Below are 22,558 nucleotides of genomic sequence, written 5' to 3' on the forward strand. Positions count from 1 at the left end.
CCCACACGAAGCCCCCGCCTCGGCGGGGGCTTCGTCGTCATCCCGCACTGTCGGCGGACAGCGCGAGATCTCCGTGCCGGTCGACGCGTCGGTGTCGAACGAGAGGCGCCCTCAGCCCCCGCGCGGAGGCTCGTCAGCCGGCTGCCCCGTGGGCGAGTGCCGCCTGGGCGGTGGCCTCGTGCAGGGCGAGGTCGTCGTCGTGGGCGTGGGGCGCGAGGTCGAAGACGACGTTGCGGACGGTGCCGGTGAAGGCGTAGGGCGCCCGATCCTCGTAATCGAGGTCGACGACGCCGCCGTTGTCCCGCGAGATGTCCATCCCCGCGTATGTGGTGAAGATCAGGGAGACCGTGCGCGGGATCTCTCCCTCCCCGATCTGCCGGTCGTCAGCCCACAGCGTGACGTGCCCGCCGGTGCCCGGGGTCATCCTGTCGGCGTCGAACAGCATCTTGAGTGTGACGTCGCCTGTGGGGATCGGCTCCGTCGACGTCTGCCGGTAGGTGTCGATGCCGAGGTACTGGTACGTATGGTTCAGCAGCCCGTTCCCGTCGACCCACAGGGCGAACCCGCCGATGAAGTCGGCGAAGGCGACGAGCACGCCCTCGGCGCCCTCTTCGGGCACGTGCACGTCCGCCTCGATGGCATACGAGCGACCGATGATCCGCGGGATCTGCGTGGTCTGGATGTTCTGGACGTCCCCGGCGAATGCGAACCGGGTCTGGGTCGGCATCGGGGGAAGGATCCCGAAGAACACCGCGAACCCGCCCAGGAGGGGCAGGACGCGGTTGCGCTCGGCCTCGGCCCAGAAGAGCCGGACCAGTTCCGAGACCTTGTCGGGATTGTCGGCCGCCAGATCGTGGGCTTGGGAGAAGTCCTCCGGCAGGTAGTAGAGCTCCCAGCGATCCTGGCCCGGGTCCCAGCCGCTGCCGGGGCCGAACCTCGAGAGCGTGGCCGGTGAGAAGTCCCAGGGCAGCTTGTCGAGCTTGGTGCAGGCCCACCAGCCGTCCTTGTAGATCGCGCGACTGCCGTACATCTCGAAGTACTGGACCGTATGCCGCTCGGCGGCCTCCGGCGCGTCGAAGGTGTAGGCGAAGCTGGTGCCGTCCATCGGCTCCTGCTCGATCCCGTCCACGATGGTGGGCTCCGGCAGTCCGATGACGTCGAGGATCGTGGGGACGATATCGATGCAGTGGGTGAACTGTGTCCGCAGGTCACCACCCCCGGCGATCCTCTGCGGCCACGAGACGACCATCGGGTCGCGCGTCCCGCCGAGGTGGCTGGCCATCTGCTTGCCCCATTGGTAGGGCGCGTTGTTCGCGTGCGCCCAGGCCGCCGCAAAGTGCGGGGCGGTGTGGAAGCCGCCGAGCTCTTCCAGGCCGCCGTACTTGTCGATCATCGCGAACTGCTCCTCGGCGTCGAGGACCACGCCGTTGAAGAACGTGGTCTCGTTGAACGAGCCGGTCACGGTGCCCTCCATCGAGGCACCGTTGTCGCCCCAGATGTAGATGACCAGGGTGTTGTCGAGCTCGCCCATCTCCTCCACCGCATCGAGCATCCGGCCGACGTTCCAGTCGGCGTTCTCCGAGTACCCGGCGAAGACCTCCATCTGGCGGGCGTACAGCTTGCGCTCCGCATCCGTCAGACTGTCCCAGGCGGGGTACGCCGCGGGGCGTTCGGTGAGTTCGGTGTCGGCCGGGACGATGCCGAGCCTCTTCTGCCGTTCGAGGGTCTTCTCGCGGTACGCATCCCAGCCGTCGTCGAACTGACCCTCGTACTTGTCCGCCCACTCCTTCGCGACATGGTGGGGGGCATGGGTCGCGCCGGTCGAGTAGTAGACGAACCAGGGCTTCTCGGCATCCTGCGCGCGGACCGCGTGCAGCCACTCGACCGCCTTGTCGGTGATGTCGTCGGGGAAGTAGTACAGCTCCCCGTCCCGGCCCTCCGGAACGCCGAGGGTCGAGTTGTCCTGCGTGATGATCGGGTCGTACTGGCCCGCGGCCCCCGTCAGGAAGCCCCACCAATGGTCGAACCCCCATCCCGTCGGCCAGTGGTCGAACGAGCCTGCTGCACCCATGTCGTGCCCCGGCGTCATGTGCCACTTGCCGAACCCGCCGGTGATGTAGCCGTTCTCCTTGAGGATCCGCGGCAGTGCCGTGCACGAACGGGGGCGGATCCCGGTGTATCCGGGGAATGGCGCAGGGAACTCGGCGATCCCGCCCATGCCCACTCGGTGGTGGTTGCGACCGGTCAGCATCGCAGCGCGGGTCGGTGAGCAGACTGCGGTCACGTGGAACCGGTTGTAGGTGATGCCCTGCTGCTGCACGCGGGTGAGGTTCGGCGTACGGATGCTGCCGCCGAAGGTGTCGGGTCCCCCGAAGCCCGCGTCGTCGATGAGGACGAGGAGGATGTTCGGGGCGCCCTCGGGTGCTTTCGGCGGAGCCACGATGCTCCAGTCGCCCATGGACTCGTCGATCGTCCGACCCGCGACGCCGCTGAAGCGGCGGTCAGGGATGGGCAGCACGCTGCGATCGGGACTGATGTTGCCCATCGCCTCGGCCAGCTTGGCCTTCAGCTCATCGATACCGCGTTCGTCGCTCTCGACCACCGAGGTGAGGAGCGAGCCGGGAAGGGCTCGCTCGACGTCGAGGCGAGAGGCGGCCGGGAACACGCCGATGATCACGGCCGTGCCCGCCTTCAGCGCCGCCCCCACCTGCTCCTGAATGGTCGCGGTCAGCTTGTGGCCGGCGAAGTGGCCGACCAAGGCCCCCGCGGCTGCGCCCACCGCCGCCGCACCCAGCATGGGTGGGGCGAGCAGCCCCACCAGGACGCCCGCGCCACCGCCCCAGGCCGCCCCGCGACGACCGACGTGGTTGCCGATGTCCATCAGTCGAGGCTTGCCGTCGGCATCCCTCCCGACGAGGATCATCCCCTGGCTCGGCAGTTCCTTGGCTCGCACCTTGTCCGCAAGACTTCGGAACTCGGTCTCGGCCACCTCGACATCGCGGTAGCCCGCCACGAGCAGCATCTGCGTGTCAGACATGGTCCAATCCCTCTCGTCCTCGGCGGCCGATCCGCACGCGCGGAAGACATCTCAGCGCGAAACGTCCTCCGGCATCAGGGGCGAAAGTCCCGCGCGCTGTGGGGTGGACGTCGGAGCCGCGGCGGGCGGTGCCCGCAACGAGACAGGATGGCCGCATCGGCCTCTGCGGGCCTACCCTCGAGGTATGGGCAAGGCGCTGTTCATCGTCGACGTGCAGAACGACTTCACCGAGGGGGGTGCGCTCGCGGTCGTGGGCGGCGATGCCGTCGCGGCCGGGATCTCACACTTCCTGAGGGGGCATTCGGGCGATTACGCCCTCATCATCGCGTCCCGGGACTGGCACGACGCGACCAACGACAATGGCGGGCACTTCTCGGAGACGCCGGATCTCGTCGACTCGTGGCCGGTCCACTGCGTCGCCGGGACGGCGGGCGCTGAGTACGACCCCGAACTGGATACGGCCGCCGTGACGCATCACGTCAAGAAGGGTCAGGGAAAGCCGGCCTACTCCCTGTTCGAGGGCGTCACCGATGCCGGCGAGACCGTGGAGCAGCTTCTTGATGCGCACGGCATCGTGGATGTGGATGTCACGGGCCTCGCGACGGACTACTGCGTGCGCGCCTCGGCGCTCGATGCGATCTCGCACGGCAGGCACGTCCGCATCCTCACCGACCTCGTCGCGGGCGTCGCACCCGCGTCGAGCGAGGCGGCCCTCGCGGAGCTCGCGCATGCGGGGGCAGAGCTCGTCAGCTCTTCAGAACCCGCCTGAGTTCGACGCCTTCCGACTGCGGACGGTGGTCTCAAGCTGGATGCAGCCCGTCAGGGGCACATCTGCGCACCCAGTAAGCTGAGGCTCGCCTAACCCCCGATCGGAGCGTGTATGCCCCTGCCCGCCGTCCTGCTGCTCGGCTTCGTCGCCGGCGCGACGATCGTCCTCGGAATGCCGCTCGGCCGCATGCGCTCCACTGCGCCGAGCCTGCGGACGATGCTGAACGCGATCGCGGCCGGCATCCTGCTCTTCATCTTCTGGGATGTCCTCGCACACGCGTGGGAGCCGATCGACGCGGGACTCGGCGACCTGCACGGGGGCAAGGGCGATGTGGGATCCGTCCTCGGGCTCGGGGTGCTGTTCGCGGGCGGCCTCGCGATCGGGCTTCTCGGGCTCACCTGGTACGAGCGCTGGATGGTGCGCCGCTCCGGAGACGAGCATCTGTCGCCGCGTCGCCTGGCGCTGATGATCGCCGTCGGGATCGGCCTCCACAACTTCGCGGAGGGCCTCGCCATCGGCCAGTCCGCCGCATCCGGCGAGCTGCAGCTGGCCATCGTGCTCGTGATCGGCTTCGCCCTGCACAACGCCACGGAGGGCTTCGGCATCGTCGCACCCCTTGCCGCCGACGTCGACGAGCACGGGCACCGTCGCATCCCCTCGTGGGCGCTGCTGCTGCTCCTCGCGCTCATCGGCGGCGGCCCCACCGTTCTCGGCACGTGGGTCGGCACATTCTTCATCAGCGACGTCGTCAGCGTGCTGTTCCTCACGCTGGCGGCCGGCTCGATCCTTTACGTCGTCCTGCAGATGATCGGGATCGGGATGCGAGCCCGCCGCGGCGATCTCGTGGCCTACGGCGTGCTCATCGGCCTGCTCGCGGGCTTCGTCACCGACGCGATCGTCACCGCCGGCGGCGCCTGAGACCCGACGGTCCCGCGGCCGGTCCGTTCAGCCGATTGCGACCGGCTCCTGGACGGAGGGAGACCCGGCCTCTGCCTCGTCCACTCCCGCATCGTGCACCACGGCCGTGCCGCGGCCTGCGGGCAGGAAGAGCGCCGCGATCGCGCCGAGGCCCAGCACGGCCGCTCCGGTGAGGATCGCGGGCGCCGCCGCATCCACGTATCCCGTCGGGGTCAGCTGGCCGCCCGCGCCCAGGAAGACCGCGGTGAGCGCGGCGACCCCCAATGCAGTGCCGACCTCGCGCAGCGTCGAGTTGGTGCCGGTCGCCTTCGCGTGATCGACCTCCGGCATGTGGGCGAGCACCGCCGTCGACATCGGCGCGAACACCAGCGCCATCCCGACCCCGGCGAGCAGGAACGGCGGTACGAGCTCCAGGTACGCGACATCCGCGCTCATGACGAGGGCCATCCACGTGAGGGCGGCCGTCTGCATCGTCAGGCCGGTGACCATGAGGGCCCGAGTGCCGATCCGGGGGGCGAGGAAGCCCGCGAGGGGGGCGATGAACATCGGGGCGAGGGTCCAGGGCATGGTCTGCAGCCCGGCCTGCAGCGGCGAGGCGCCCTGCACCACCTGGAGGAACTGGATGAGGATGAACACCGACCCGAACATCCCGAAGCTGAACGCGAGTCCCACGATGTTCGCCACCGTGAAGCTGCGGTCGCGGAAAAGCCGCAGGGGGAGGAGCGGTGCGGGGGCGCGCAGCTCCCACAGGACGAAGCCGATGAGCAGCAGCGCGCCGATGCTCAGCGAGCCGACGATCTCGAGGCTGTCCCAGCCCGCGTCGTTGCCGCGCACGATGCCGTAGACGACCGCGAGCACGCCGAGTCCCGCGAGGAGCACACCGAGGATGTCGATGCCGACGCGCGCGCCCCGGCTGTTCGGCAGCGCCAGGAGCGCGAGGGGGAGGGCGATGACCGCCACGGGGACATTGATCCAGAAGATCGCCTGCCAGTTCCAGCCCTCGACCACTGCTCCGCCGATGAGGGGTCCGAGTGCGACGCCGAGACCGGCGACACCGCCCCAGATGCCGATCATCGCGGGTCGCAGACGCGCCGGCACGCTCCCGGCGAGGAGCGTCAGCGACAGTGGCATGACTCCGGCAGCGCCGAGGCCCTGGATCGCGCGGCTGGCGATCACCATCTCGGGCGTCGTGCTGAGCGCGGCGAGGATGCTGCCACCGGCGAACACCGCGATCCCCACGAGGAACACCGTGCGGCGGCCGAGCCGGTCGCCCAGGGCGGCGGCCACGAGGATGAACGACGCGAAGGCGAGCGTGAACGCGTTCACGAACCACTGGAGCTGCTCGATGGATGCGCCGAGGTCGGCGCGCATCGCGGGCAGAGCGTTGGTCACGACGAGGTTGTCGAGCGTCGACATGAACATCGGGAGGGATGCCGCGACCACGGCGATCCAGACCGGGATGCGGCGGGCGGAGGGTGACATGACGAGCCTTTCGTCAGGGTGATCACGGGATGCGATGAAGGTTGTGGTAATTGACTGATTACTTACTTGGACGAATGTAGCTATCGACTGATAACATGTCAAGCATGGCTTCCACATCGGACCGCATCCCCGCGACGGAGCGGCGCGAGCAGATCCTCGAGGCGGCCGCGAGCGTCTTCGGCGAGCAGGGGTACGCCGGCGCCACGACCGACCGCATCGCGCGCCAGGCCGGGATCAGCCAGCCCTACGTGCTCCGGCTCTTCGGGTCGAAGGAGCAGCTCTTCATCGATGTGCTGCAGCGCACGTGCGCGCGCATCCTGCTCGCCTTCAACGCCGCGATCGCGGCGGCTCCGGAGGGCACGGAGGACTTCCGACCGTTCATCGGCGACGCGTACGTCTCGCTCGTCAAGACCGACCGCGGCGTGCTGCTCTCGCTCATGCAGGGATTCATCCTCGGCCACGACGCGGGCATCGGGCCTGTCGCCCGCGCGGGCTTCATGCGGATCTACGACCGGCTGCGCGACGTGATGCCCGCCGAGGAGGCCATGGCCTTCATGGCCCAGGGCATGCTGATCAACACCCTGATCGCGTCGGGCCTCCCGCTCGAACTCAAGCACGGCCGCAACGTGGAGGAGCTGCTCGAATGCGCCTTCGGCGACGAGCTCTCCGTCGTCCTCGAGGAGCTCAACGCGTAGGGGAGATGTTCGAATCGCCGACGCATGTCAGTGGTGCCGGTTAGAACAGACGTGTGCCCCCGGAGAATTACGATATCTCGACCCACCGGTTAAAAGCCGGTTGCTCTGCCTCTGAGCTACGGGGGCCGGCAGCACCCGAAAAGGTGTGCGGCACCTGTCAGGAGTCTAAGCCACTGACCGGGTTCAACCGAAAGGCCGCCCGCCCGGACGGCCTTCAAGAGGTCTGCCGTGAGTGCAACCGCGCGGCATCCCGCCGGTACTACGCACAGAACCGTGAGAAACATGTTCGCGTGATCGCCGAGCGCACTGCGAAGCGCCGGGCCGAGTCGAAAGTGTTCCTGACGACGTACCTGCGCGAGCACCCGTGCGTGGACTGCGGGAACGGCGACCTCCGCGTCCTCGACTTCGACCATCGGCCGGGCAGTGTCAAGAGCGCTGATGTCATGCGGCTGGTGGCGGACGGCCATGGACGTGCGCGGCTCGAAGAGGAGATCGCGAAGTGCGATGTGCGCTGCCGGAACTGCCACGCGATCGTGACCCTCGAGCGCGGGGGAGACAACTGGCGCTCTCGTGCCATGCGCGCTCCCCGGGTGGACACATGATCTGCCGCGCCGGTTACGCTCGGAAGGTGGCATCCGATTCAGCGTCCCCGGGGAATCCGCCGCAGTCAGTCGAGACCCTGCGCTTCTTGCGACGGGCCCGCGACCTCATGGACCGGCAGTACGCCGACCCGCTCGATGTCCCGACCATGGCCGCTGCGGCGCTGATGTCGCCGGCGCACTTCAGCCGTGAGTTCAAGACCGCGTACGGCGAGACGCCCTACGCGTACCTGATGACACGGCGCATCGAGCGCGCGATGGCGCTGCTGCGCGACGGGATGAGCGTGACGGATGCATGCACCGCGGTCGGTGCGACCTCCCTCGGCTCGTTCAGCTCGACTTTCACGCGGCTGGTCGGGGAGACGCCCAGCGCCTATCGTGCGCGCCCCCACGAGGCCGTGGAGGCGATGCCGTCATGCATGGCGATGGTGCTGACGCGGCCGATGCCGTTCGGGCTGAGCAGGATCGGAGAAGCATCCGTGTCCGCATCCTCGTAGCGTTGCGGGCATGACAGACATCAGCCTCTCCTACAGCCCGCTGACGGTCGACGACGTCGACGCGGCGATCGACTTCTACCGCGATGCGCTCGGGCTCGAGCTCGTCAACGACGTCTCCTCGGACGGCCACCGCTGGGTGTCGCTCGGCTTCTCGGGCCAGCCCGGTCTCATGCTCGTTCTCTCCGACCCCGGCGCCGGGCGCTCGCCGGAGGACGGCGACGCGCTGCAGCGCCTCGTCGTCAAGGGGTCGGGCCCCGGGCCGATCGTGTTCAACACGACAGACCTCGACGCGACGTTCGAGCGCGTGCGCGCGGCCGGCGCCGAGGTGCTGCAGGAGCCCAAGGTCCAGCCCTGGGGGCCGCGCGACTGCGCGTTCCGTGACCCTGCGGGCAACCACATCCGCATCAACCAGGCCGCCTGACCGCCGCGGCTTCGCGCCCGTCCTCCGTGCGCGGAGGGCGGGTGTTCGGCCGCGTGACCCGAGCCCGCCGGTACCCTGGAGCGGATGACAGATCCATCCCGGGAGTACCACAAGCCGGTTCGGCGTCCTGCCGAGCTCTTCGATCGGCTGTTCGCCGCCGACGACCCCGCCGAGGTGTCGCGGGTCGCGCATTCGACGGCGGCGGCCCTGCTGGCGCGTGTCCGGGCGGATCCGGATGCGGGGACCGTCGAGCGGCTCGTGTCGTACACCACCGAGCACGGGATCGACGACATCGCCGAGCTGTGGTCGCGCTCGCCCGCCCGGTCCCTTCCCGGTGCGCTGTGGCGGCTGTACCTGCTCCAGCTCATGATCCACGACGATCCCCACACCGCCGCCCTGCTCTACGCCCGCGGCCGCGCGGAGCTGAGATCCGCGGACGAGGTGATCGCGGGCGCTCCCAGTCCCGCGGGGCCGGACGAGCTGGTCGCGCTCATCGACATGATCATGCGCGGACTCTTCGACGGCGACTTCGCCGTCGCCCTCGACCGCGCGGCGGCGTTCTGCCGTGTGCAGGCCGGGGGCGCGACGCACCTGGCCGACGACTACGAGCCGACCGAGCCGGAGCGCGCCTCGACGCTCACCACGCGCGCTCTGCGGCTCTCGACGTACGCGGAGGACCTCACGTCGTGCGCCGCCCTCTGGCGGCGGGACTCCCTCACCTGACGCGAACACAGCAGGGCGGGCCGCACAGAGCGGCGACGCTCCTGCCGCTCCGCCGCTGAGGCCTCCCGGGGGAGGGCAAGAATAATGCCGGGCCGCAGAACGCCTCTCGGCGCAAGGCCGCTCGGAGCGGCAGAAGATGGAGCCCGGGGTTACTGCGGCCCGGCCGCTACAGTCTAACGGACCGGTGGCCCGGCGCATTCCCGCCCTAGGCTCGAAGTCATGACCTGGCGTTTCGCGCTCATGATCCAGCCCGCGGCATCCGACGATTCCCGCACCGATTTCTCCGAGACGTTCACCGTCGTCGACCCGGCGGCCCCGGCGCTCAGCGTCGGCGAGCTCAGCACGCAGCGCGGCGACGGCATCTTCGAGTCGATCGGCGTCGTCGACGGGCATGCCCAGGAGGTCACCCCTCACCTCGAGCGTCTGGCGCACTCCGCCGGACTCTGCGACCTTCCGGTGCCGCATCGGCTGCAGTGGCAGCAGGCCGTCGCGCGTGCGGCGGCCGAGTGTCCCGCGGGGGAGTCGGTGATCAAGCTCATCCTGAGCCGGGGCATCGAGCACGGCCCGGCTCCGACCGCGTGGGTGACGGCGACCGAAGCCGCGGACTTCCGCTCCGCCCGCACGGACGGCATCCATGTCGTCACGCTCGACCGTGGACTGGACAGCGGGGCGCCCGATCGCGCGCCGTGGCTGCTCCTCGGAGCCAAGACCCTCTCGTACGCCGTCAACATGGCTGCGATCCGCGAAGCGCACCGTCGCGGGGCGGATGACGCGATCTTCGTGTCGTCGGACGGGATCGTGCTCGAGGGCCCGACGTCGTCGGTCATCCTGCGCAGGGGCGACCGGTTCACGACGCCGGCGCCGGGGGCCGGCATCCTGCACGGCACGACCCAGCTGAGCCTCTTCGACCGTCTCGAGCAACTCGGGTTCGAGACGGCGTACGAGTCCATCCCCGCGGCCGAGCTGGAACATGTGGATGCCGCGTGGCTGGTGTCGAGCGTGCGGCTCGCGGCCCCCATCCGGAGCATCGACGGCCGGCCTCTCGCCGTCGACGCCACGCTCACCGCGGCACTGAACGACTACCTCCTGAGCCCGCGCGACTGACGCGTCGGAACCGACCGGCGACACCCCCTTGCCCCGGTGGGTGCCTCGGCGTAATCTCGGCGATCGCCACGACGTTTCGCAGAGAAGCGACCAGCGGACGCACGGCGCTGATGCCGTCGCCCAGGACCCACCCTCAGGAGGCCGTCCCGTGTCCAAGCGTTTCACCGTCCTCGCCACGATCGCCGCGCTCGCGCTGGCGGGTGCCGTCATGCCGGCGGCGGCCGCTGTCGGCGACGCTGGAGGATCCTCCGGCAACGGCCAGCCTTCGACCATTCCCGGCGGGTTCAAGCACCTCGTCGTGATCTACGAGGAGAACCATTCGTTCGACAACCTGTACGGCGGGTGGGGGTCGGTGAACGGCCAGGAGGTCAACGGCACCCAGAGCGTCCCGCAGGTCGCGCAGGACGGATCCACCTACGGCTGCCTGCCACAGGTCGACGTGAACCTCACGTCCCCGCCGCTCGCTGCGAGCTGCACGGATGCGGCGCACGGCATCGCGAGCGCCTTCACGAACCACACCTTCACGATCGACGACTACATCGCGCCGACCGACACGACGTGCCCCGTCCCGGGCGTCTTCGCGCCAAGCGGTGTTCTGAAGGGAACCGGCTTGCCGGGTGGCTGCACCCGTGACCTGGTGCACCGCTTCTACGAGGAGCAGTACCAGCAGAACGGCGGCCTGATGAACCGGTACACGACCGGTTCCGATGCCGTGGGGCTCACCCAGGGGCAGTACGACACCACCAAGCTGCCGATCTACCAGTACCTGCACAGCGCGGGCGCCCCGAACTACGTGCTCGCCGACGACTTCTTCCAGGCGGCGTTCGGGGGCTCCTTCCTCAACCACCAGTGGCTGATCGCCGCACGGACGCCGTTGGACACGACGCCGAGCGTCAACAACTCGGTCCTCGACAGCAACGGCATGCCGGCGAAGTACCCGCAGTACACGCCCACGGGTCCGGTGAAGAACACGCAGTGGACGGTGGCGTGCCCGAACGGCGGCAACGACTACCCCGCAGCGTGCGGAAACTTCGCCGTCAACACGATCCAGCCGTCGTCGGCACCGCACGGAGGCGGCGCCCAGCTGCCCCTCATCGACGACACCAAGTACCCGAACATCGGCGACCGGATGACGGCCGCGGGCATCTCGTGGAAGTGGTACTCGGGCGGCTGGGCCCAAGCGACGGCGCCAGGAAGCACCCCGGGCCCGCTCTTCCAGTACCACCACCAGCCGTTCAACTACTTCGCCGCCTACGCGCCCGGTCAGCCCGGCCGCGACCACCTGCAGGATGAGACGGACTTCATCGCTTCGGCGAAGAACGGCACCCTGCCCACCGTCAGCTTCGTCAAGCCGTACGGCGAGGAGAACGAGCACCCCGGATACGCGAGCGAGCCGGACGGCAGCGACCACCTGGTGGACCTGCTGAAGACGATCACGACGGGGCCGGACGCGAGGAGCACGCTCGTCGTCGTGACCTACGACGAGTTCGGCGGCCAGGCCGATCACGTCGCACCGCCCATCGTCGACAAGTGGGGCCCGGGAACCCGCATCCCCGCTCTCCTCGTGAGCGCGAAGTTCGCGGCATCCGGTGTCGACCACACGCAGTACGACACGACTTCGATCCTCGCGACGATCGAGAAGTCCTACCACCTCGCCCCGCTCAGCACGCGTGACGCGAAGGTGAACCCGCTGTTCGCCGGGATCCGGATCGGACTCGACGGCTAGTTCTGCTGGGGACAGTGATGCCCCTCGGCCATCGGCCGAGGGGCATCCGTCACGAACGGCCCCGAGCGATCACCCGAAGCGGCCCGACACGTAGTCCTCCGTCGCCTGCACCGTGGGCGTCGTGAAGATCGTGCGGGTGTCGCCGTACTCGATGAGCTTTCCGGGCTTACCGGTGCCGGCGATGTTGAAGAACGCCGTCCTGTCCGAGACGCGGGATGCCTGCTGCATGTTGTGCGTCACGATGACGATCGTGTACTGCTCCTTGAGTTCCTCGATCAGCTCCTCGATCGCGTAGGTCGAGATCGGGTCGAGGGCCGAGCACGGCTCGTCCATGAGGAGCACATCGGGCGAGACGGCGATCGCACGTGCGATGCACAGCCGCTGCTGCTGGCCGCCGGAGAGGCCGGCGCCCGGCTTCTCGAGGCGGTCCTTGACCTCGTTCCAGAGGTTCGCGCCCTTGAGGGATTTCTCGACGAGGGCGTCGGCGTCGGACTTCGCTATGCGCTTGGAGTTCAGTCGCACACCCGCGAGCACGTTGTCGCGGATCGACATCGTGGGGAACGGGTTCGGGCGCTGGAACACCATGCCGACGTCGCGGCGGACGGCGACCGGGTCGACGTTCGCGCCGTACAGGTCGTCGCCGTCGAGGAGGACCTCGCCCTCCACACGCGCGCCGGGGATGACCTCGTGCATGCGGTTGAGCGTGCGCAGGAATGTGGACTTGCCGCAGCCGGACGGTCCGATGAAGGCTGTCACGCTGCGCGGTTCGATGTCCATGGAGACGCCCTCCACGGCGAGGAAGTCGCCGTAGTAGACGTTCAGATCCTTGACTTCGATGCTTTTCGACACCGGGTGCCTTCCTTGCTTAGCGGGCCTTCGGCGCGAACATCTTCGCGACGAGGCGGGCGATGAGGTTGAAGATGACGACGAGGATGACGAGCAGCAGCGCCGCACCCCATGCCTGCGCCTGAGAGGCCGCGATGTCCTTCCCGGGGAAGGCCCATCCGGTGTACGCCATGACCGGCAGGGTCTGCATCGGCCCGCTGAACGGATTGGCGTTGAAGTTGTCGGTGAAGCTCGCCGCGATGAAGATCGGAGCGGTTTCGCCGACGACACGCGCGACGGCGAGGACGATGCCGGTCACGATACCGCTCGCCGCCGTGCGCAGCACGACCTTAAGGATCGTGTTCGACTTCGGGACCCCGAGCGCCAGCGAGGCCTCGCGCAGATCGGAGGGGACGAGCCGGATCATCTCCTCCGTCGACCGCACGACGATCGGGATCATCAGGACGCACAGGGCAATGGATGCCGAGAACCCGCTGAACGCCTTCGGCCCGACGATCACCGTCGCCAGTGAGAAGGCGAACAAGCCGGCCACGATCGACGGGATGCCCGTCATGACGTCCACGAGGAAGGTGATCGCGCGCCGCATGGGGTTGCTCGGCAGCGAGTACTCGGTCAGGAAGACGGCCGTCAGCACGCCGATCGGGACGGAGATGATCGTCGCGATGCCGGTGATGATGAACGTGCCGACGATCGCCTGCCACGCCCCCGGGGTGTACGTGACCGTCAGCGTCTGCGGGTTGAAGCTCGACCCGCCGACGCTGGTGATGAACTGCCAGCTCAGGATGCCGATGCCCTTGCTGATGACCGTCCACAGGGTGGAGACCAGCGGTGCGAGGGCGAGGAGGAAGAACGAGGTGACGACTCCGCGCACAACCCGATCAGTGGCCTTGCGGCGGCTCTCCACGACCGAGGAACTGATGCCGATGGCGATCAGGTAGACGACCGCGGTAAAGACGAGCCAGACCGCGATGTTCAGGTGCTGAGTGATGACGAACAGCACGAGCGCGACGACGGCCGCGACGATCACGAGCAGGATCGGCTCGATGAAGCGGGGGAGATGACCGGCGGTCAGGTCCTTCCTCGCCGCTGGACGGCTCGTCGGAGGACGCGTGGAGGTGGTCGAGGTGGGAGCGCTCATGCGGGCTTTCCTGCCTTCTTCGGCTTCCGGGCGCGTCGCTTCGCGTCCGGACCGCTGGCGGAGATGATGTAGCGCGCCAGGAAGTTGACGGCGAACGAGATGACGAACAGCATGAGGCCGGTGCCGATGAGCGCCGAGCGCTGGATCTCGGTGGCGACGCCCCAGTTGTTGACGATGTTGGCGGCGGTCGTCTGGGAGTTGAATCCCTCGGTGAGGATCGTCCAGAAGTAGCCGATCGACGGGGAGACGATCAGCGCGAAGGCCATCGTCTCGCCGATCGCCCGGCCGACGCCGAGCAGCGTCGCCGACACGATGCCGCTGCGCGCGTACGGGAGCACGGCGAGGCGGATCATCTCCCAGCGGGTCGCGCCCAGCGCGAGAGCCGCCTCCTCATGGAGACGTGGCGTCTGCAGGAAGATCTCGCGGGTGATCGAGGTCACGATCGGCAGGATCATCACGGCGAGTACGACGCCGCCCGCGAGCATCGTCGAGCCGGTGCTGGAGACCGGGCCCGCGAAGAGCGGAATCCAGCCGAGGTAGGTGTTCAGGAAGTCGGAGAGCGGCAGGAGCAGCGGTCGGATGACGATGATGCCCCAGAGGCCGAAGACGATGGACGGGACGGCCGCGAGCAGGTCGACGATATAGCCGAGTGCGCCGGCGATGCGGCGGGGCGCGTAGTGCGAGGTGAACAGCGCGATGCCGATCGCGACCGGTGCGCCGAGGACGATCGCGATGAGTCCCGAGAAGATGCTCCCCCACAGGAGCGGGCCCACATACGCCCAGAAGCTCGGCCACGGAGTGCCGGCCGGGTTCTGGATGGCCGCCAGTTCCTTGGTGGCGGGCCAGTTCGCGGTGATCGCCGGAATGCCCTGGATGATGAGGAAGATCGCCACGCCCGCGAGGATCACGAGGATCAGGGACGCGGAGGTGGCGGAGAGTCCGAGGAACACGCGGTCGCCCAGGCGACTTCCGCGCGCGCGGAAATCGGCAGCGGGAGCCGGTGGCCGGATCGCGGTGTCAGCCATGGACGGCCTTCTCGAGTCGCATCTGGATCTTCCTGTCGGGTTCAGTGTCGCGACGATGCTCCCGGGGCCCACCGGGCCCGGGAGCGTCGTCGGAACGAGGAGATCCGGCCCGCCGGCCGCGACACGAGTGTGTGCCGCGACCGCCGGACCGGACGGGATTTACTTGATGGCGTCGATCGACGTCTGCGCCTGGGCGAGTGCCTCGTTCGGCAGGGGAGCGGAGCCGGCGTTCTTCGCCGAGATCTGCTGGCCGAGTGTGCTGGCGACGTAGCCGAGGTAGGACTTCGTCAGCGTGGCCTGCTTCGAGTCCTTGAAGGTGCTGCACGTCACGGCGTACGACAGCAGCGGGATCGGGTAGGTCTCGGCGGTCAGCTTCGAGTAGTCGAACTTCTTCGAGAGGTCACCCGGAACGCCGTTCGACGCGTCGACCGCAGTCAGCGAGTACGTCTTCGCGACGGCCTCGGGGCTGAACGCGATGGCGGTGCCGTCCTGGACGATCGAGGCCGCGGTCAGGTCGCCGATCGCCGAGTGGTCGGCATAGCCGATGGTGCCGGTGCCCGCCTTGACGGTCGCGACGACCCCCGAGCCGCCCTTCTGCAGCGAGACGTTGCCGCTGACCGGCCACTGCTTGCCCGCCGGGTACGGCCACGTCGCGGACTGCGTCGCGGCGAGGTAGTTCGTGAAATTCGCGGTCGTGCCCGAGCCGTCCGAGCGGGCCACGGTCGTGATCGGGCCCGCCGGGAGGGCCGTGCCGTTGTCCTGCGTGATGGCCGGGTCGGACCAGTCGGTGATCTTCAGGTTGAAGATGTTCGCGATGGTCGCACCGCTCAGCTTCAGGCTCTTCACGCCGGGGACGTTGAAGATGATCGAGACGCCGTCGAGGTAGATCGGGATGTCGATGCCTCCGGGGGCGCAGAGGGTCTTCGACTTCGCGGTCTCGTCGGCCGAGAGCGGGGCGTCGGAGCCGGCGAAGTCGTACGCGCCGCTCAGGAAGTTGGTCACGCCGCCGCCGGAGCCCTGCGACTTGTCGTAGTTGACCGTGACGCCCTTGACCGAGGCGGTGTAGGCGGCCGTCCACGCGGCCTGGGCGTTGGCCTGGGCGCTCGAACCGCCGGCTGCGATGGTGCCGGTGAGGCTCGTGTCGAGCGTGACGCTCACCGCCGCGTCCGTCGGCGAGGCGCTGGTGCCCGACGTGGAGCCGCTGCTGCTCGGGCTCGACGAGCAGCCCGCGAGAGCGAGTGCCGCGATGGCAGCGATCGCGCCGACCTGCGCGATTCGGTTGATCTTCATTCGAAGTCCTTCACAGTTGCAGTGGTCGCCCGGTGCAGGGCTGAACTGGACGGTAGACACGCACTCTTACCAGAGTCCGCCGTGCCGGTGAACGGAAGGTGAACGACCGCGCTACGGCGCGGATTTTCGGCACCGTGAGAAATGCGGATTCCGGTTGTGCAACCCTCTCGAACCGGCGACGTCGCTCCGCTAGCGTATGCGCCATGGCGAAGACGACGAAGGCACAGCGGAAGGCGTTCGACGCGCTGGAAGACGCGGCAGGCGCCGCGACGACCGCGAAGAAGGTGGCCAGGGGCCTCCCGCGTCCTCAGGCGAAGAAGCTGCGCTCCGCGGCATCCGATGCGCTCGACATCGCGGACACGTCGAAGAAGGCGGTCCGCAGGCGTCCGAAGCGTGTGCGCAAGGAGGCAGAGAAAGCCACCGACCGCGTCCTGGCGGCGACGGACAAGGCGCTGCGCAAGGCGGAGGCTGCGCGCGCCGAGGCGAAGGCCGCGAAGAAGGCACGGAAGGCCGGAGCCGCCGCGAAAGCGGCTCGGAAGGCCGCCGAGAAGGACGCGAAGAAGGCGAACAGATCGAGGAAGGTCGAGACGCCGACCGGTGTCGTGGTCGAGGTGGAGTTCGATGAGGCGGTGACGGACGAGGAACTGGACCGCGTGCTCCAGGAGGTCGTGCATGAGGTGGTCCTCGAGGAGATCCTGGAGGCCGCCGCCGTCGAGGCGGCCATCGATGCACAGCTCGAGGAGATCGCCCTCGAGACGGTGCTGGACGACGCCGGACTGGAGCGGGCTCTCGAGGAGGCCGTTGCGGAGGCCGAGTTCGAGGAGGCCGTCGAGGAGGCCGCGCTCGAGAAGGCGCTCGAGGAGGCCGTCGAGGAGGCGGCCCTCGAGGAGGTGGTCGAGGAGATGGTCGCGGCCGGTGCCGAGTCGGATCTCGCATCGCTCACGGTCGCCCAGCTGCGCGCCCGTGCCCGCGACGCGGGCTTCACGGGGTACTCGCGCCTGAGCAAGGCGCGACTCATAGAGCTGCTCTCCTGACGTGATCGCCGCCGCGCCGGGTGCCTCTGCCGCCGAGGACGACCAGGGGGACCTGGACCGGACGGATGCCGCGCCCCCGCCGCGCACCCTCGTCGAGATCCTGCGCGACACCACCCGTCGGCATCCCGAGGCATCCGCCATCGATGACGGTTCCGTCGTCCTCAGCTATCGCGAGCTGATGGCCTCCGTCGGCCGCACGGCGGAGCGGCTGCAGGCTGCGGGCGTCCGGCGCGGCGACCGGGTCGGCGTGCGGGTGCCGTCGGGTGCCAAGGAGCTCTACGTCTCGATCCTGGGGGTGATCGCCGCCGGCGCGGCGTACGTCCCGGTGGATGCGGACGACCCCGACGAGCGCGCGCGCCTCGTGTTCGGCGAGGCGAAGGTGCGGGGCATCATCGGCGCCGGCGGGGTCTACACCCCGCTTGCGTACGATGCAGCCGGCGTCGCGTCCCAGGATGTCGTGTCTCCGATCTTCGACGGGCGGTCACCGCATCCGAGCACGCGCGCCGCCCCCGCGGTCGAGTCGCCGACGCCCGACGACGACGCCTGGATCATCTTCACGTCCGGCTCGACCGGCGTGCCCAAAGGCGTGGCCGTGTCCCACCGGTCGGCGGCCGCGTTCGTGGATGCGGAGGCGGGACTCTTCCTGCGGGATGCCCCGCTCGGCCCCGGCGACCGGGTGCTGGCCGGCCTGTCGGTCGCGTTCGACGCCTCCTGCGAGGAGATGTGGCTCGCATGGCGCCACGGCGCGTGCCTCGTGCCGGCGCCGCGCGCACTCGTTCGATCGGGCGAGGACCTCGCCCCGTGGCTCATCCGCCAGGGCATCACGGTGGTCTCCACAGTTCCCACTCTCGCGGCGATGTGGCCGGGGGAGTCGATCGAGAACGTGCGCCTGCTCATCTTCGGCGGGGAGGCGGTTCCCCCGGAGCTCGCGGCCCGCCTCGTCTCCGAGGGTCGCGAGGTGTGGAACACCTACGGGCCGACGGAGGCGACGGTCGTCGCCTGCGCGTCGCTGATGGACGGCGCCGGTCCCGTGCGGATCGGCCTTCCCCTCGACGGCTGGGCACTGGCCGTGGTGGATGCCGGGGGCCGGCGTGTGGCGCCGGGCGAGGCCGGCGAGCTGATCATCGGCGGTGTCGGACTCGCGCGCTACCTCGACCCGGCGAAGGACCGCGAGAAGTACGCCCCGATGCCCGAGCTCGGATGGGAGCGCGCCTATCGCTCCGGCGACCTCGTGCGATACGAGCCTGAGGGACTGATCTTCCAGGGGCGCGCGGACGACCAGGTGAAGGTCGGCGGCCGGCGCATCGAGCTCGGGGAGGTGGAGTCCGCCCTGCAGGACCTGCCCGGGGTGAGCGGGGCAGCCGCGGCCGTGCGCACGACGGAGGCGGGCGTTCCGGTGCTCGTCGGCTATCTCGCGGTCGCCTCGGGGGAGGGGTCGGGCTTCGATCGCGCGGCCGCCCGCGCGCAGCTCGCCGAGCGGCTCCCGGCGGCGATCGTTCCGCTGCTGGCCGTCGTCGACGAGCTTCCCGTGCGGACGTCGGGCAAGGTCGATCGCGCGGCGCTGCCGTGGCCGCTCCCCGGCGTCGAGGCGCCGGCGCCCGGACTCAGCCCGGCCGAGGCGTGGCTCGCCGAGCAGTGGCGGGCGGTGCTGGGTCTTCCCGTCCCCGACCGCAAGGCGGACTTCTTCGACCTCGGGGGAGGCTCCCTCGCCGCCGCGCAGCTCGTCTCCCGGCTGCGTGTGAAGGTGCCGGAGTTCTCCGTCGCCGACATCTACGACGTGCCGCGTCTGGGTGCGATGGCGAAGGCCCTCGGCCCGTTCCTCGACTCCGAGGACGAGGTCGCGTTCCACCGTCCCGCACCCACCCCGCGCACCACTCAGTGGGTGCAGACGCTCGCCGGCATCCCGCTGTTCATCCTCACCGGTGTCCGGTGGCTGCTCTACCTGTTGACCGCGAGCTCGCTGCTGCGGCTCGTGCCCGGCTTCGAGGCGCTCCCGTCGGCGCCCTGGTGGGCGATCGTCATCGGCCTGCTGATCTTCGCCACGCCGTTCGGCCGCATGACGCTGTCGGTCATCGCCGCGCGCCTGCTGCTGGGCGGCCTCGCCGCGGGCGACTACCCTCGCGGCGGTGCGGTGCACATGCGGCTGTGGCTGGCCGAGCAGATCTCAGATCAGGTGGATGCCGTGGGCCTCGCCGGAGCCCCGTGGGTGACGTACTACGCCCGGGCGCTGGGCGCCCGGATCGGCCGCGACGTCGACATGCACACCCTGCCGCCCATCACCGGGATGCTCGAGATCGGGGACGGCGCATCGGTCGAGCCCGAGGTCGACCTGCGCGGCTACTGGATCGACGGCGACGTCCTGCGCGTCGGCGGCATCCGCATCGGCTCGCAGACGACCGTCGGCGCCCGCAGCACCCTGGCGCCGGGCACTCGCATCGGCCGCCGTGCCGAGATCGCCCCCGGATCCGCCGTGTTCGGTCGCGTGCGGGCCGACCAGACGTGGGCCGGCTCGCCCGCGGAGCGGGTGGGTGGGACGGCCGTCGACTGGCCGGCGGAGCGCCCGCCGCATCGCACCCGGTGGCTGTACGCATACGCGGTGTCGGCCGTTGTGCTCGCCCTGCTGCCGCTCGCGTCGTTCGCCGCGGGCGCGCTGGTGCTCGCGATGGGGATGCGCGGGTCGGTCGACCTCGGCGAGGCGATGGGTCGCGCGTTCGTGTGGCTGATCCCGGCGACGCTCGTCGTCGGCGCCGTGTTCGCAGTGCTCGTCATCGTGCTCGTGCGGCTCATGTCGATCGGACTCGGCGCCGGCACGTATCCGATCCGCAGCCGCGTCGCCTGGCAGGCGTGGACCACCGAGCGCCTCCTCGACTCCGCGCGCACGATCCTCTTCCCCCTGTACTCGAGCCTCTTCACGCCCGTCTGGCTCCGGATGCTGGGCGCCGAGGTCGGCCGGGACGTCGAAGCATCCACCGTCCTCCTCATCCCGTCGATGACGCACATCGAGGACGGCGCCTTCCTCGCCGACGACACGATGGTCGCCTCGTACGAGCTGCACGCGGGCTGGATGCGCGTGGGCCCTGTGCGCATCGGCAAGCGCGCATTCCTCGGGAACTCCGGGATGGCCGCCCCCGGTCACCGTGTCCCGCGCGATGGACTCGTCGCGGTGCTCTCCTCCGCCCCGGTCAAGGCGAAGCCCGGGTCCTCGTGGCTCGGCTCGCCGGCGGTGCGCCTGCGGCGGCTGTCGGCCGCGGGCGACGACGCGCGCACCTATCACCCGCCCGTGAAGCTCAGGGTCGCGCGGTCGTTGTGGGAGCTGTGCCGTGTCATCCCGGTGTTCGTCACGTGCGCGATCGGCCTTCTGGTGCTGTTCGCGCTCGCCGCGCTCGTCGAGACGATCGGTCCCTGGTGGGCGCTGCTGCTCTCCGGGCTCGTGATGCTCGCCGCGGGCGCTGTGGCCGCCGCCGTGTCGACGGCGGTGAAGTGGATCGTCGTCGGCCCCATCCGCGCCGGCGAGAAGCCGCTCTGGTCGAGCTTCGTGTGGCGCACCGAAGTGTCGGACACGTTCACCGAGATGGTCGCAGCGCCCTGGTTCGCGCGCTCGGCGACCGGCACACCGGCCCTCGCGATCTGGCTCCGCAGCCTCGGCTCCACGATCGGCCGCGGCGTCTGGTGCGACAGCTACTGGCTGCCGGAGCCCGATCTGGTCACCCTCGGCGACGGCGCGACGGTCAATCGTGGATGTGTGGTGCAGACCCACCTGTTCCATGATCGAATCATGAGCATGGATGCCGTCGAACTCGAGGCCGGAGCGACCCTCGGCCCGCACAGCGTGATCCTGCCCGCCGCCGTGATCGGCGCCCACGCCACCGTCGGCCCCGCCTCCCTCGTGATGCGCGGCGAGACGGTCCCCGTGGGCAGCAGATGGAGCGGCAACCCGATCGGTCCGTGGCGCGCCGTGAAGGTCCGCTCCTACCAGTCGTCGTGAGCGACCCGTACACGCCGCAGAGCGGCGACCCGACCTTCGACGTGGAGTCGTACGAGCTCGACCTGTCGTATCGCGTGCGCGTGAACCGTCTCGAGGGCCGTGCGATCATCAACGCCGTCGCCGCGCAGCCCGTGCGATCGTTCTCGCTCGACCTGGTCGGCCTGCGGGCGACGCGCGTGCGCGTCGACGGCGACCGTCGGACGACCTTCCGCCAGGGGCAGCGCGCGCTGCAGGTGAGGCCTCCCGCGCCGCTCGCAGCGGGCGAGGCGTTCTCAGTCGAGGTCGTGTACGCCGGTGCACCGGGCCCTCGACGCACGCGCTGGGGCGCGCTCGGCTGGGAGGAGCTGGAGGACGGCGCGCTCGTGGCGTCGCAGCCCATCGGCGCGCCGACCTGGTTCCCGTGCAACGACCGGCCCGATGACCGCGCCCAGTACCGCATCACGTTGCGGACGGATGCGCCGTACACCCCGATCGCGACCGGCCGGCGCATCTCGGCGGGCCGCGCGGGCGGCCTCACGACCGCCGTGTTCGAGTCCCGCGTTCCGACGGCGTCCTACCTCGTGGCCGCTCACATCGGCGTGTACCGCGAGACGCCCCTGGCGGGGCCCGTGCCGATCACACTCGTGCATCCCGCCGCGATCGACGCGCGCGTGCGCGCGGCGTTCGCCCAGGTTCCGCGCATGCTGGTGGTCTTCGGCGACGCGTTCGGCCCGTACCCGCAGGAGGCGTGCACGATCGTCGTCACGCCCGATGAGCTCGAGATCCCGTTGGAGGCGCAGGGCCTCGCCACTTTCGGCGCGAATCATCTGGATGCGGCGTCCCATCGCCTCGTCGCCCACGAGCTCGCCCACCAATGGTTCGGCAACAGCGTCGGCCTCGCGCGCTGGGAGGACATCTGGCTCAACGAGGGCTTCGCCTGCTACGCCGAGTGGATCTGGTCCGAGGCCTCCGGTGGGGTGACTGCAGGCCACCTCGCGCGGTGGCACCACTCGCGCCTCATGAGCCTGCCGCAGGATCTGCTTCTCACCGACCCGGGGCCCGACCGCATGTTCGACGACGTCGTGTACAAGCGCGGTGCCCTGACGCTGCACGCCCTGCGCGCGACGATCGGGGATGCGGCGTTCTTCGACCTCCTCCGGGCGTGGGCCCGAGAGCACCGGCACAGGCTCGTCACGACCGACGACTTCCGTACCCTCGTCGCGGGGACGGGGCAGAGCGGCCTGCTGGAGGACTGGATCGACCGCCTGCCGCTCCCGGCGCTGCCGTGAC

Annotated in this window: 18 protein-coding genes and 1 tRNA gene; 12 read left to right on the plus strand and 7 right to left on the minus strand. The window is 69.7% G+C overall.

Going from position 1 to position 22,558, the window contains the following annotated elements:
* Positions 1 to 133 precede the first annotated feature (133 nt).
* Positions 134 to 3,037, minus strand: a complete 2,904-nt coding sequence (locus AC0NZN_RS03280) for an arylsulfatase (protein WP_474590839.1) — start codon at positions 3,035 to 3,037, stop codon at positions 134 to 136.
* A 184-nt stretch (positions 3,038 to 3,221) separates the two neighbouring features.
* Between AC0NZN_RS03280 and AC0NZN_RS03285 the strand changes: the two genes are divergently transcribed.
* Positions 3,222 to 3,806, plus strand: a complete 585-nt coding sequence (locus AC0NZN_RS03285) for an isochorismatase family protein (protein WP_474590840.1) — start codon at positions 3,222 to 3,224, stop codon at positions 3,804 to 3,806.
* Positions 3,807 to 3,917: 111 nt separating this feature from the next.
* Positions 3,918 to 4,724, plus strand: a complete 807-nt coding sequence (locus AC0NZN_RS03290) for a ZIP family metal transporter (RefSeq protein WP_474590841.1) — start codon at positions 3,918 to 3,920, stop codon at positions 4,722 to 4,724.
* A 27-nt stretch (positions 4,725 to 4,751) separates the two neighbouring features.
* On the opposite strand, the gene AC0NZN_RS03295 is transcribed toward AC0NZN_RS03290, so the two are convergent.
* Positions 4,752 to 6,206, minus strand: coding sequence for a DHA2 family efflux MFS transporter permease subunit (locus AC0NZN_RS03295; RefSeq protein WP_474590842.1), 1,455 nt, complete (start codon positions 6,204 to 6,206; stop codon positions 4,752 to 4,754).
* A gap of 104 nt (positions 6,207 to 6,310) precedes the next feature.
* Between AC0NZN_RS03295 and AC0NZN_RS03300 the strand changes: the two genes are divergently transcribed.
* Positions 6,311 to 6,901: a TetR/AcrR family transcriptional regulator gene (locus tag AC0NZN_RS03300; RefSeq protein WP_474590843.1), complete on the plus strand. Its 591-nt coding sequence runs from the start codon at positions 6,311 to 6,313 to the stop codon at positions 6,899 to 6,901.
* Between the two features lie 54 nt (positions 6,902 to 6,955).
* Here AC0NZN_RS03300 and AC0NZN_RS03305 read toward each other — a convergent pair.
* Positions 6,956 to 7,027, minus strand: a tRNA-Lys gene (locus tag AC0NZN_RS03305).
* Positions 7,028 to 7,191: 164 nt separating this feature from the next.
* On the opposite strand from AC0NZN_RS03305, the gene AC0NZN_RS03310 reads away from it, so the two are divergent.
* The 6 genes from AC0NZN_RS03310 to AC0NZN_RS03335 all read left to right on the plus strand — a co-directional run bounded on the left by AC0NZN_RS03310 (position 7,192) and on the right by AC0NZN_RS03335 (position 11,971).
* Positions 7,192 to 7,503, plus strand: coding sequence for a hypothetical protein (locus AC0NZN_RS03310; RefSeq protein ID WP_474590844.1), 312 nt, complete (start codon positions 7,192 to 7,194; stop codon positions 7,501 to 7,503).
* Between the two features lie 107 nt (positions 7,504 to 7,610).
* Positions 7,611 to 7,997: a helix-turn-helix transcriptional regulator gene (locus tag AC0NZN_RS03315; protein ID WP_320944186.1), complete on the plus strand. Its 387-nt coding sequence runs from the start codon at positions 7,611 to 7,613 to the stop codon at positions 7,995 to 7,997.
* 10 nt (positions 7,998 to 8,007) lie between these two features.
* Positions 8,008 to 8,418: a VOC family protein gene (locus tag AC0NZN_RS03320; protein WP_320941587.1), complete on the plus strand. Its 411-nt coding sequence runs from the start codon at positions 8,008 to 8,010 to the stop codon at positions 8,416 to 8,418.
* Positions 8,419 to 8,502: 84 nt separating this feature from the next.
* Positions 8,503 to 9,141, plus strand: coding sequence for a DNA-directed RNA polymerase subunit beta (locus AC0NZN_RS03325; protein WP_474590845.1), 639 nt, complete (start codon positions 8,503 to 8,505; stop codon positions 9,139 to 9,141).
* A gap of 219 nt (positions 9,142 to 9,360) precedes the next feature.
* Complete coding sequence (locus AC0NZN_RS03330) at positions 9,361 to 10,245, plus strand: aminodeoxychorismate lyase (protein ID WP_474590846.1); 885 nt, start codon at positions 9,361 to 9,363, stop codon at positions 10,243 to 10,245.
* A gap of 148 nt (positions 10,246 to 10,393) precedes the next feature.
* Positions 10,394 to 11,971, plus strand: coding sequence for an alkaline phosphatase family protein (locus AC0NZN_RS03335; protein ID WP_474590847.1), 1,578 nt, complete (start codon positions 10,394 to 10,396; stop codon positions 11,969 to 11,971).
* Between the two features lie 69 nt (positions 11,972 to 12,040).
* Here the strand turns inward: AC0NZN_RS03335 and pstB are convergent, their stop codons facing one another.
* The 4 genes from pstB to AC0NZN_RS03355 form a co-directional block, all read right to left on the minus strand.
* On the minus strand, positions 12,041 to 12,820 hold the full coding sequence (pstB, locus tag AC0NZN_RS03340) for a phosphate ABC transporter ATP-binding protein PstB (protein WP_474590848.1): 780 nt from the start codon (positions 12,818 to 12,820) through the stop codon (positions 12,041 to 12,043).
* A 16-nt stretch (positions 12,821 to 12,836) separates the two neighbouring features.
* Positions 12,837 to 13,955 (minus strand): phosphate ABC transporter permease PstA, encoded by a 1,119-nt coding sequence (pstA, locus tag AC0NZN_RS03345; protein ID WP_474590849.1) that lies wholly within the window; start codon positions 13,953 to 13,955, stop codon positions 12,837 to 12,839.
* Positions 13,952 to 14,980: a phosphate ABC transporter permease subunit PstC gene (gene pstC, locus AC0NZN_RS03350; RefSeq protein WP_474590850.1), complete on the minus strand. Its 1,029-nt coding sequence runs from the start codon at positions 14,978 to 14,980 to the stop codon at positions 13,952 to 13,954. Before pstC ends, pstA begins: the two co-directional genes overlap by 4 nt.
* Positions 14,981 to 15,139: 159 nt before the next feature.
* Complete coding sequence (locus AC0NZN_RS03355; RefSeq protein ID WP_474590851.1) at positions 15,140 to 16,270, minus strand: phosphate ABC transporter substrate-binding protein PstS; 1,131 nt, start codon at positions 16,268 to 16,270, stop codon at positions 15,140 to 15,142.
* Positions 16,271 to 16,473: 203 nt separating this feature from the next.
* Here AC0NZN_RS03355 and AC0NZN_RS03360 point away from each other — a divergent pair, with 203 nt between their 5' ends.
* Genes AC0NZN_RS03360 through AC0NZN_RS03370 form a run of 3 tightly spaced genes read left to right on the plus strand, consistent with a single transcriptional unit; the run spans position 16,474 to position 22,557 of the window.
* Positions 16,474 to 17,304, plus strand: coding sequence for a hypothetical protein (locus AC0NZN_RS03360; protein WP_474590852.1), 831 nt, complete (start codon positions 16,474 to 16,476; stop codon positions 17,302 to 17,304).
* Between the two features lie 4 nt (positions 17,305 to 17,308).
* On the plus strand, positions 17,309 to 21,289 hold the full coding sequence (locus AC0NZN_RS03365) for a Pls/PosA family non-ribosomal peptide synthetase (RefSeq protein WP_474591257.1): 3,981 nt from the start codon (positions 17,309 to 17,311) through the stop codon (positions 21,287 to 21,289).
* Complete coding sequence (locus tag AC0NZN_RS03370) at positions 21,286 to 22,557, plus strand: M1 family metallopeptidase (RefSeq protein ID WP_474590853.1); 1,272 nt, start codon at positions 21,286 to 21,288, stop codon at positions 22,555 to 22,557. The genes AC0NZN_RS03365 and AC0NZN_RS03370 overlap by 4 nt, the downstream gene beginning before the upstream one ends.
* Position 22,558 lies beyond the last annotated feature (1 nt).

It is taken from the genome of Microbacterium sp. sgz311019 (assembly GCF_056135325.1).

Bases quoted from the DNA above. Each gene is read 5' to 3' on its own strand.
- AC0NZN_RS03290 (WP_474590841.1), top strand. From the start codon at position 3,918: ATGCCCCTGCCCGCCGTCCTGCTGCTCGGCTTCGTCGCCGGCGCGACG.
- AC0NZN_RS03360 (WP_474590852.1), top strand. From the start codon at position 16,474: ATGGCGAAGACGACGAAGGCACAGCGGAAGGCGTTCGACGCGCTGGAA.
- AC0NZN_RS03325 (WP_474590845.1), top strand. From the start codon at position 8,503: ATGACAGATCCATCCCGGGAGTACCACAAGCCGGTTCGGCGTCCTGCC.
- AC0NZN_RS03320 (WP_320941587.1), top strand. From the start codon at position 8,008: ATGACAGACATCAGCCTCTCCTACAGCCCGCTGACGGTCGACGACGTC.
- AC0NZN_RS03330 (WP_474590846.1), top strand. From the start codon at position 9,361: ATGACCTGGCGTTTCGCGCTCATGATCCAGCCCGCGGCATCCGACGAT.
- AC0NZN_RS03355 (WP_474590851.1), bottom strand. From the start codon at position 16,270: ATGAAGATCAACCGAATCGCGCAGGTCGGCGCGATCGCTGCCATCGCG.
- AC0NZN_RS03300 (WP_474590843.1), top strand. From the start codon at position 6,311: ATGGCTTCCACATCGGACCGCATCCCCGCGACGGAGCGGCGCGAGCAG.
- pstC (WP_474590850.1), bottom strand. From the start codon at position 14,980: ATGGCTGACACCGCGATCCGGCCACCGGCTCCCGCTGCCGATTTCCGC.
- AC0NZN_RS03315 (WP_320944186.1), top strand. From the start codon at position 7,611: ATGGACCGGCAGTACGCCGACCCGCTCGATGTCCCGACCATGGCCGCT.
- AC0NZN_RS03280 (WP_474590839.1), bottom strand. From the start codon at position 3,037: ATGTCTGACACGCAGATGCTGCTCGTGGCGGGCTACCGCGATGTCGAG.
- AC0NZN_RS03285 (WP_474590840.1), top strand. From the start codon at position 3,222: ATGGGCAAGGCGCTGTTCATCGTCGACGTGCAGAACGACTTCACCGAG.
- pstA (WP_474590849.1), bottom strand. From the start codon at position 13,955: ATGAGCGCTCCCACCTCGACCACCTCCACGCGTCCTCCGACGAGCCGT.
- AC0NZN_RS03295 (WP_474590842.1), bottom strand. From the start codon at position 6,206: ATGTCACCCTCCGCCCGCCGCATCCCGGTCTGGATCGCCGTGGTCGCG.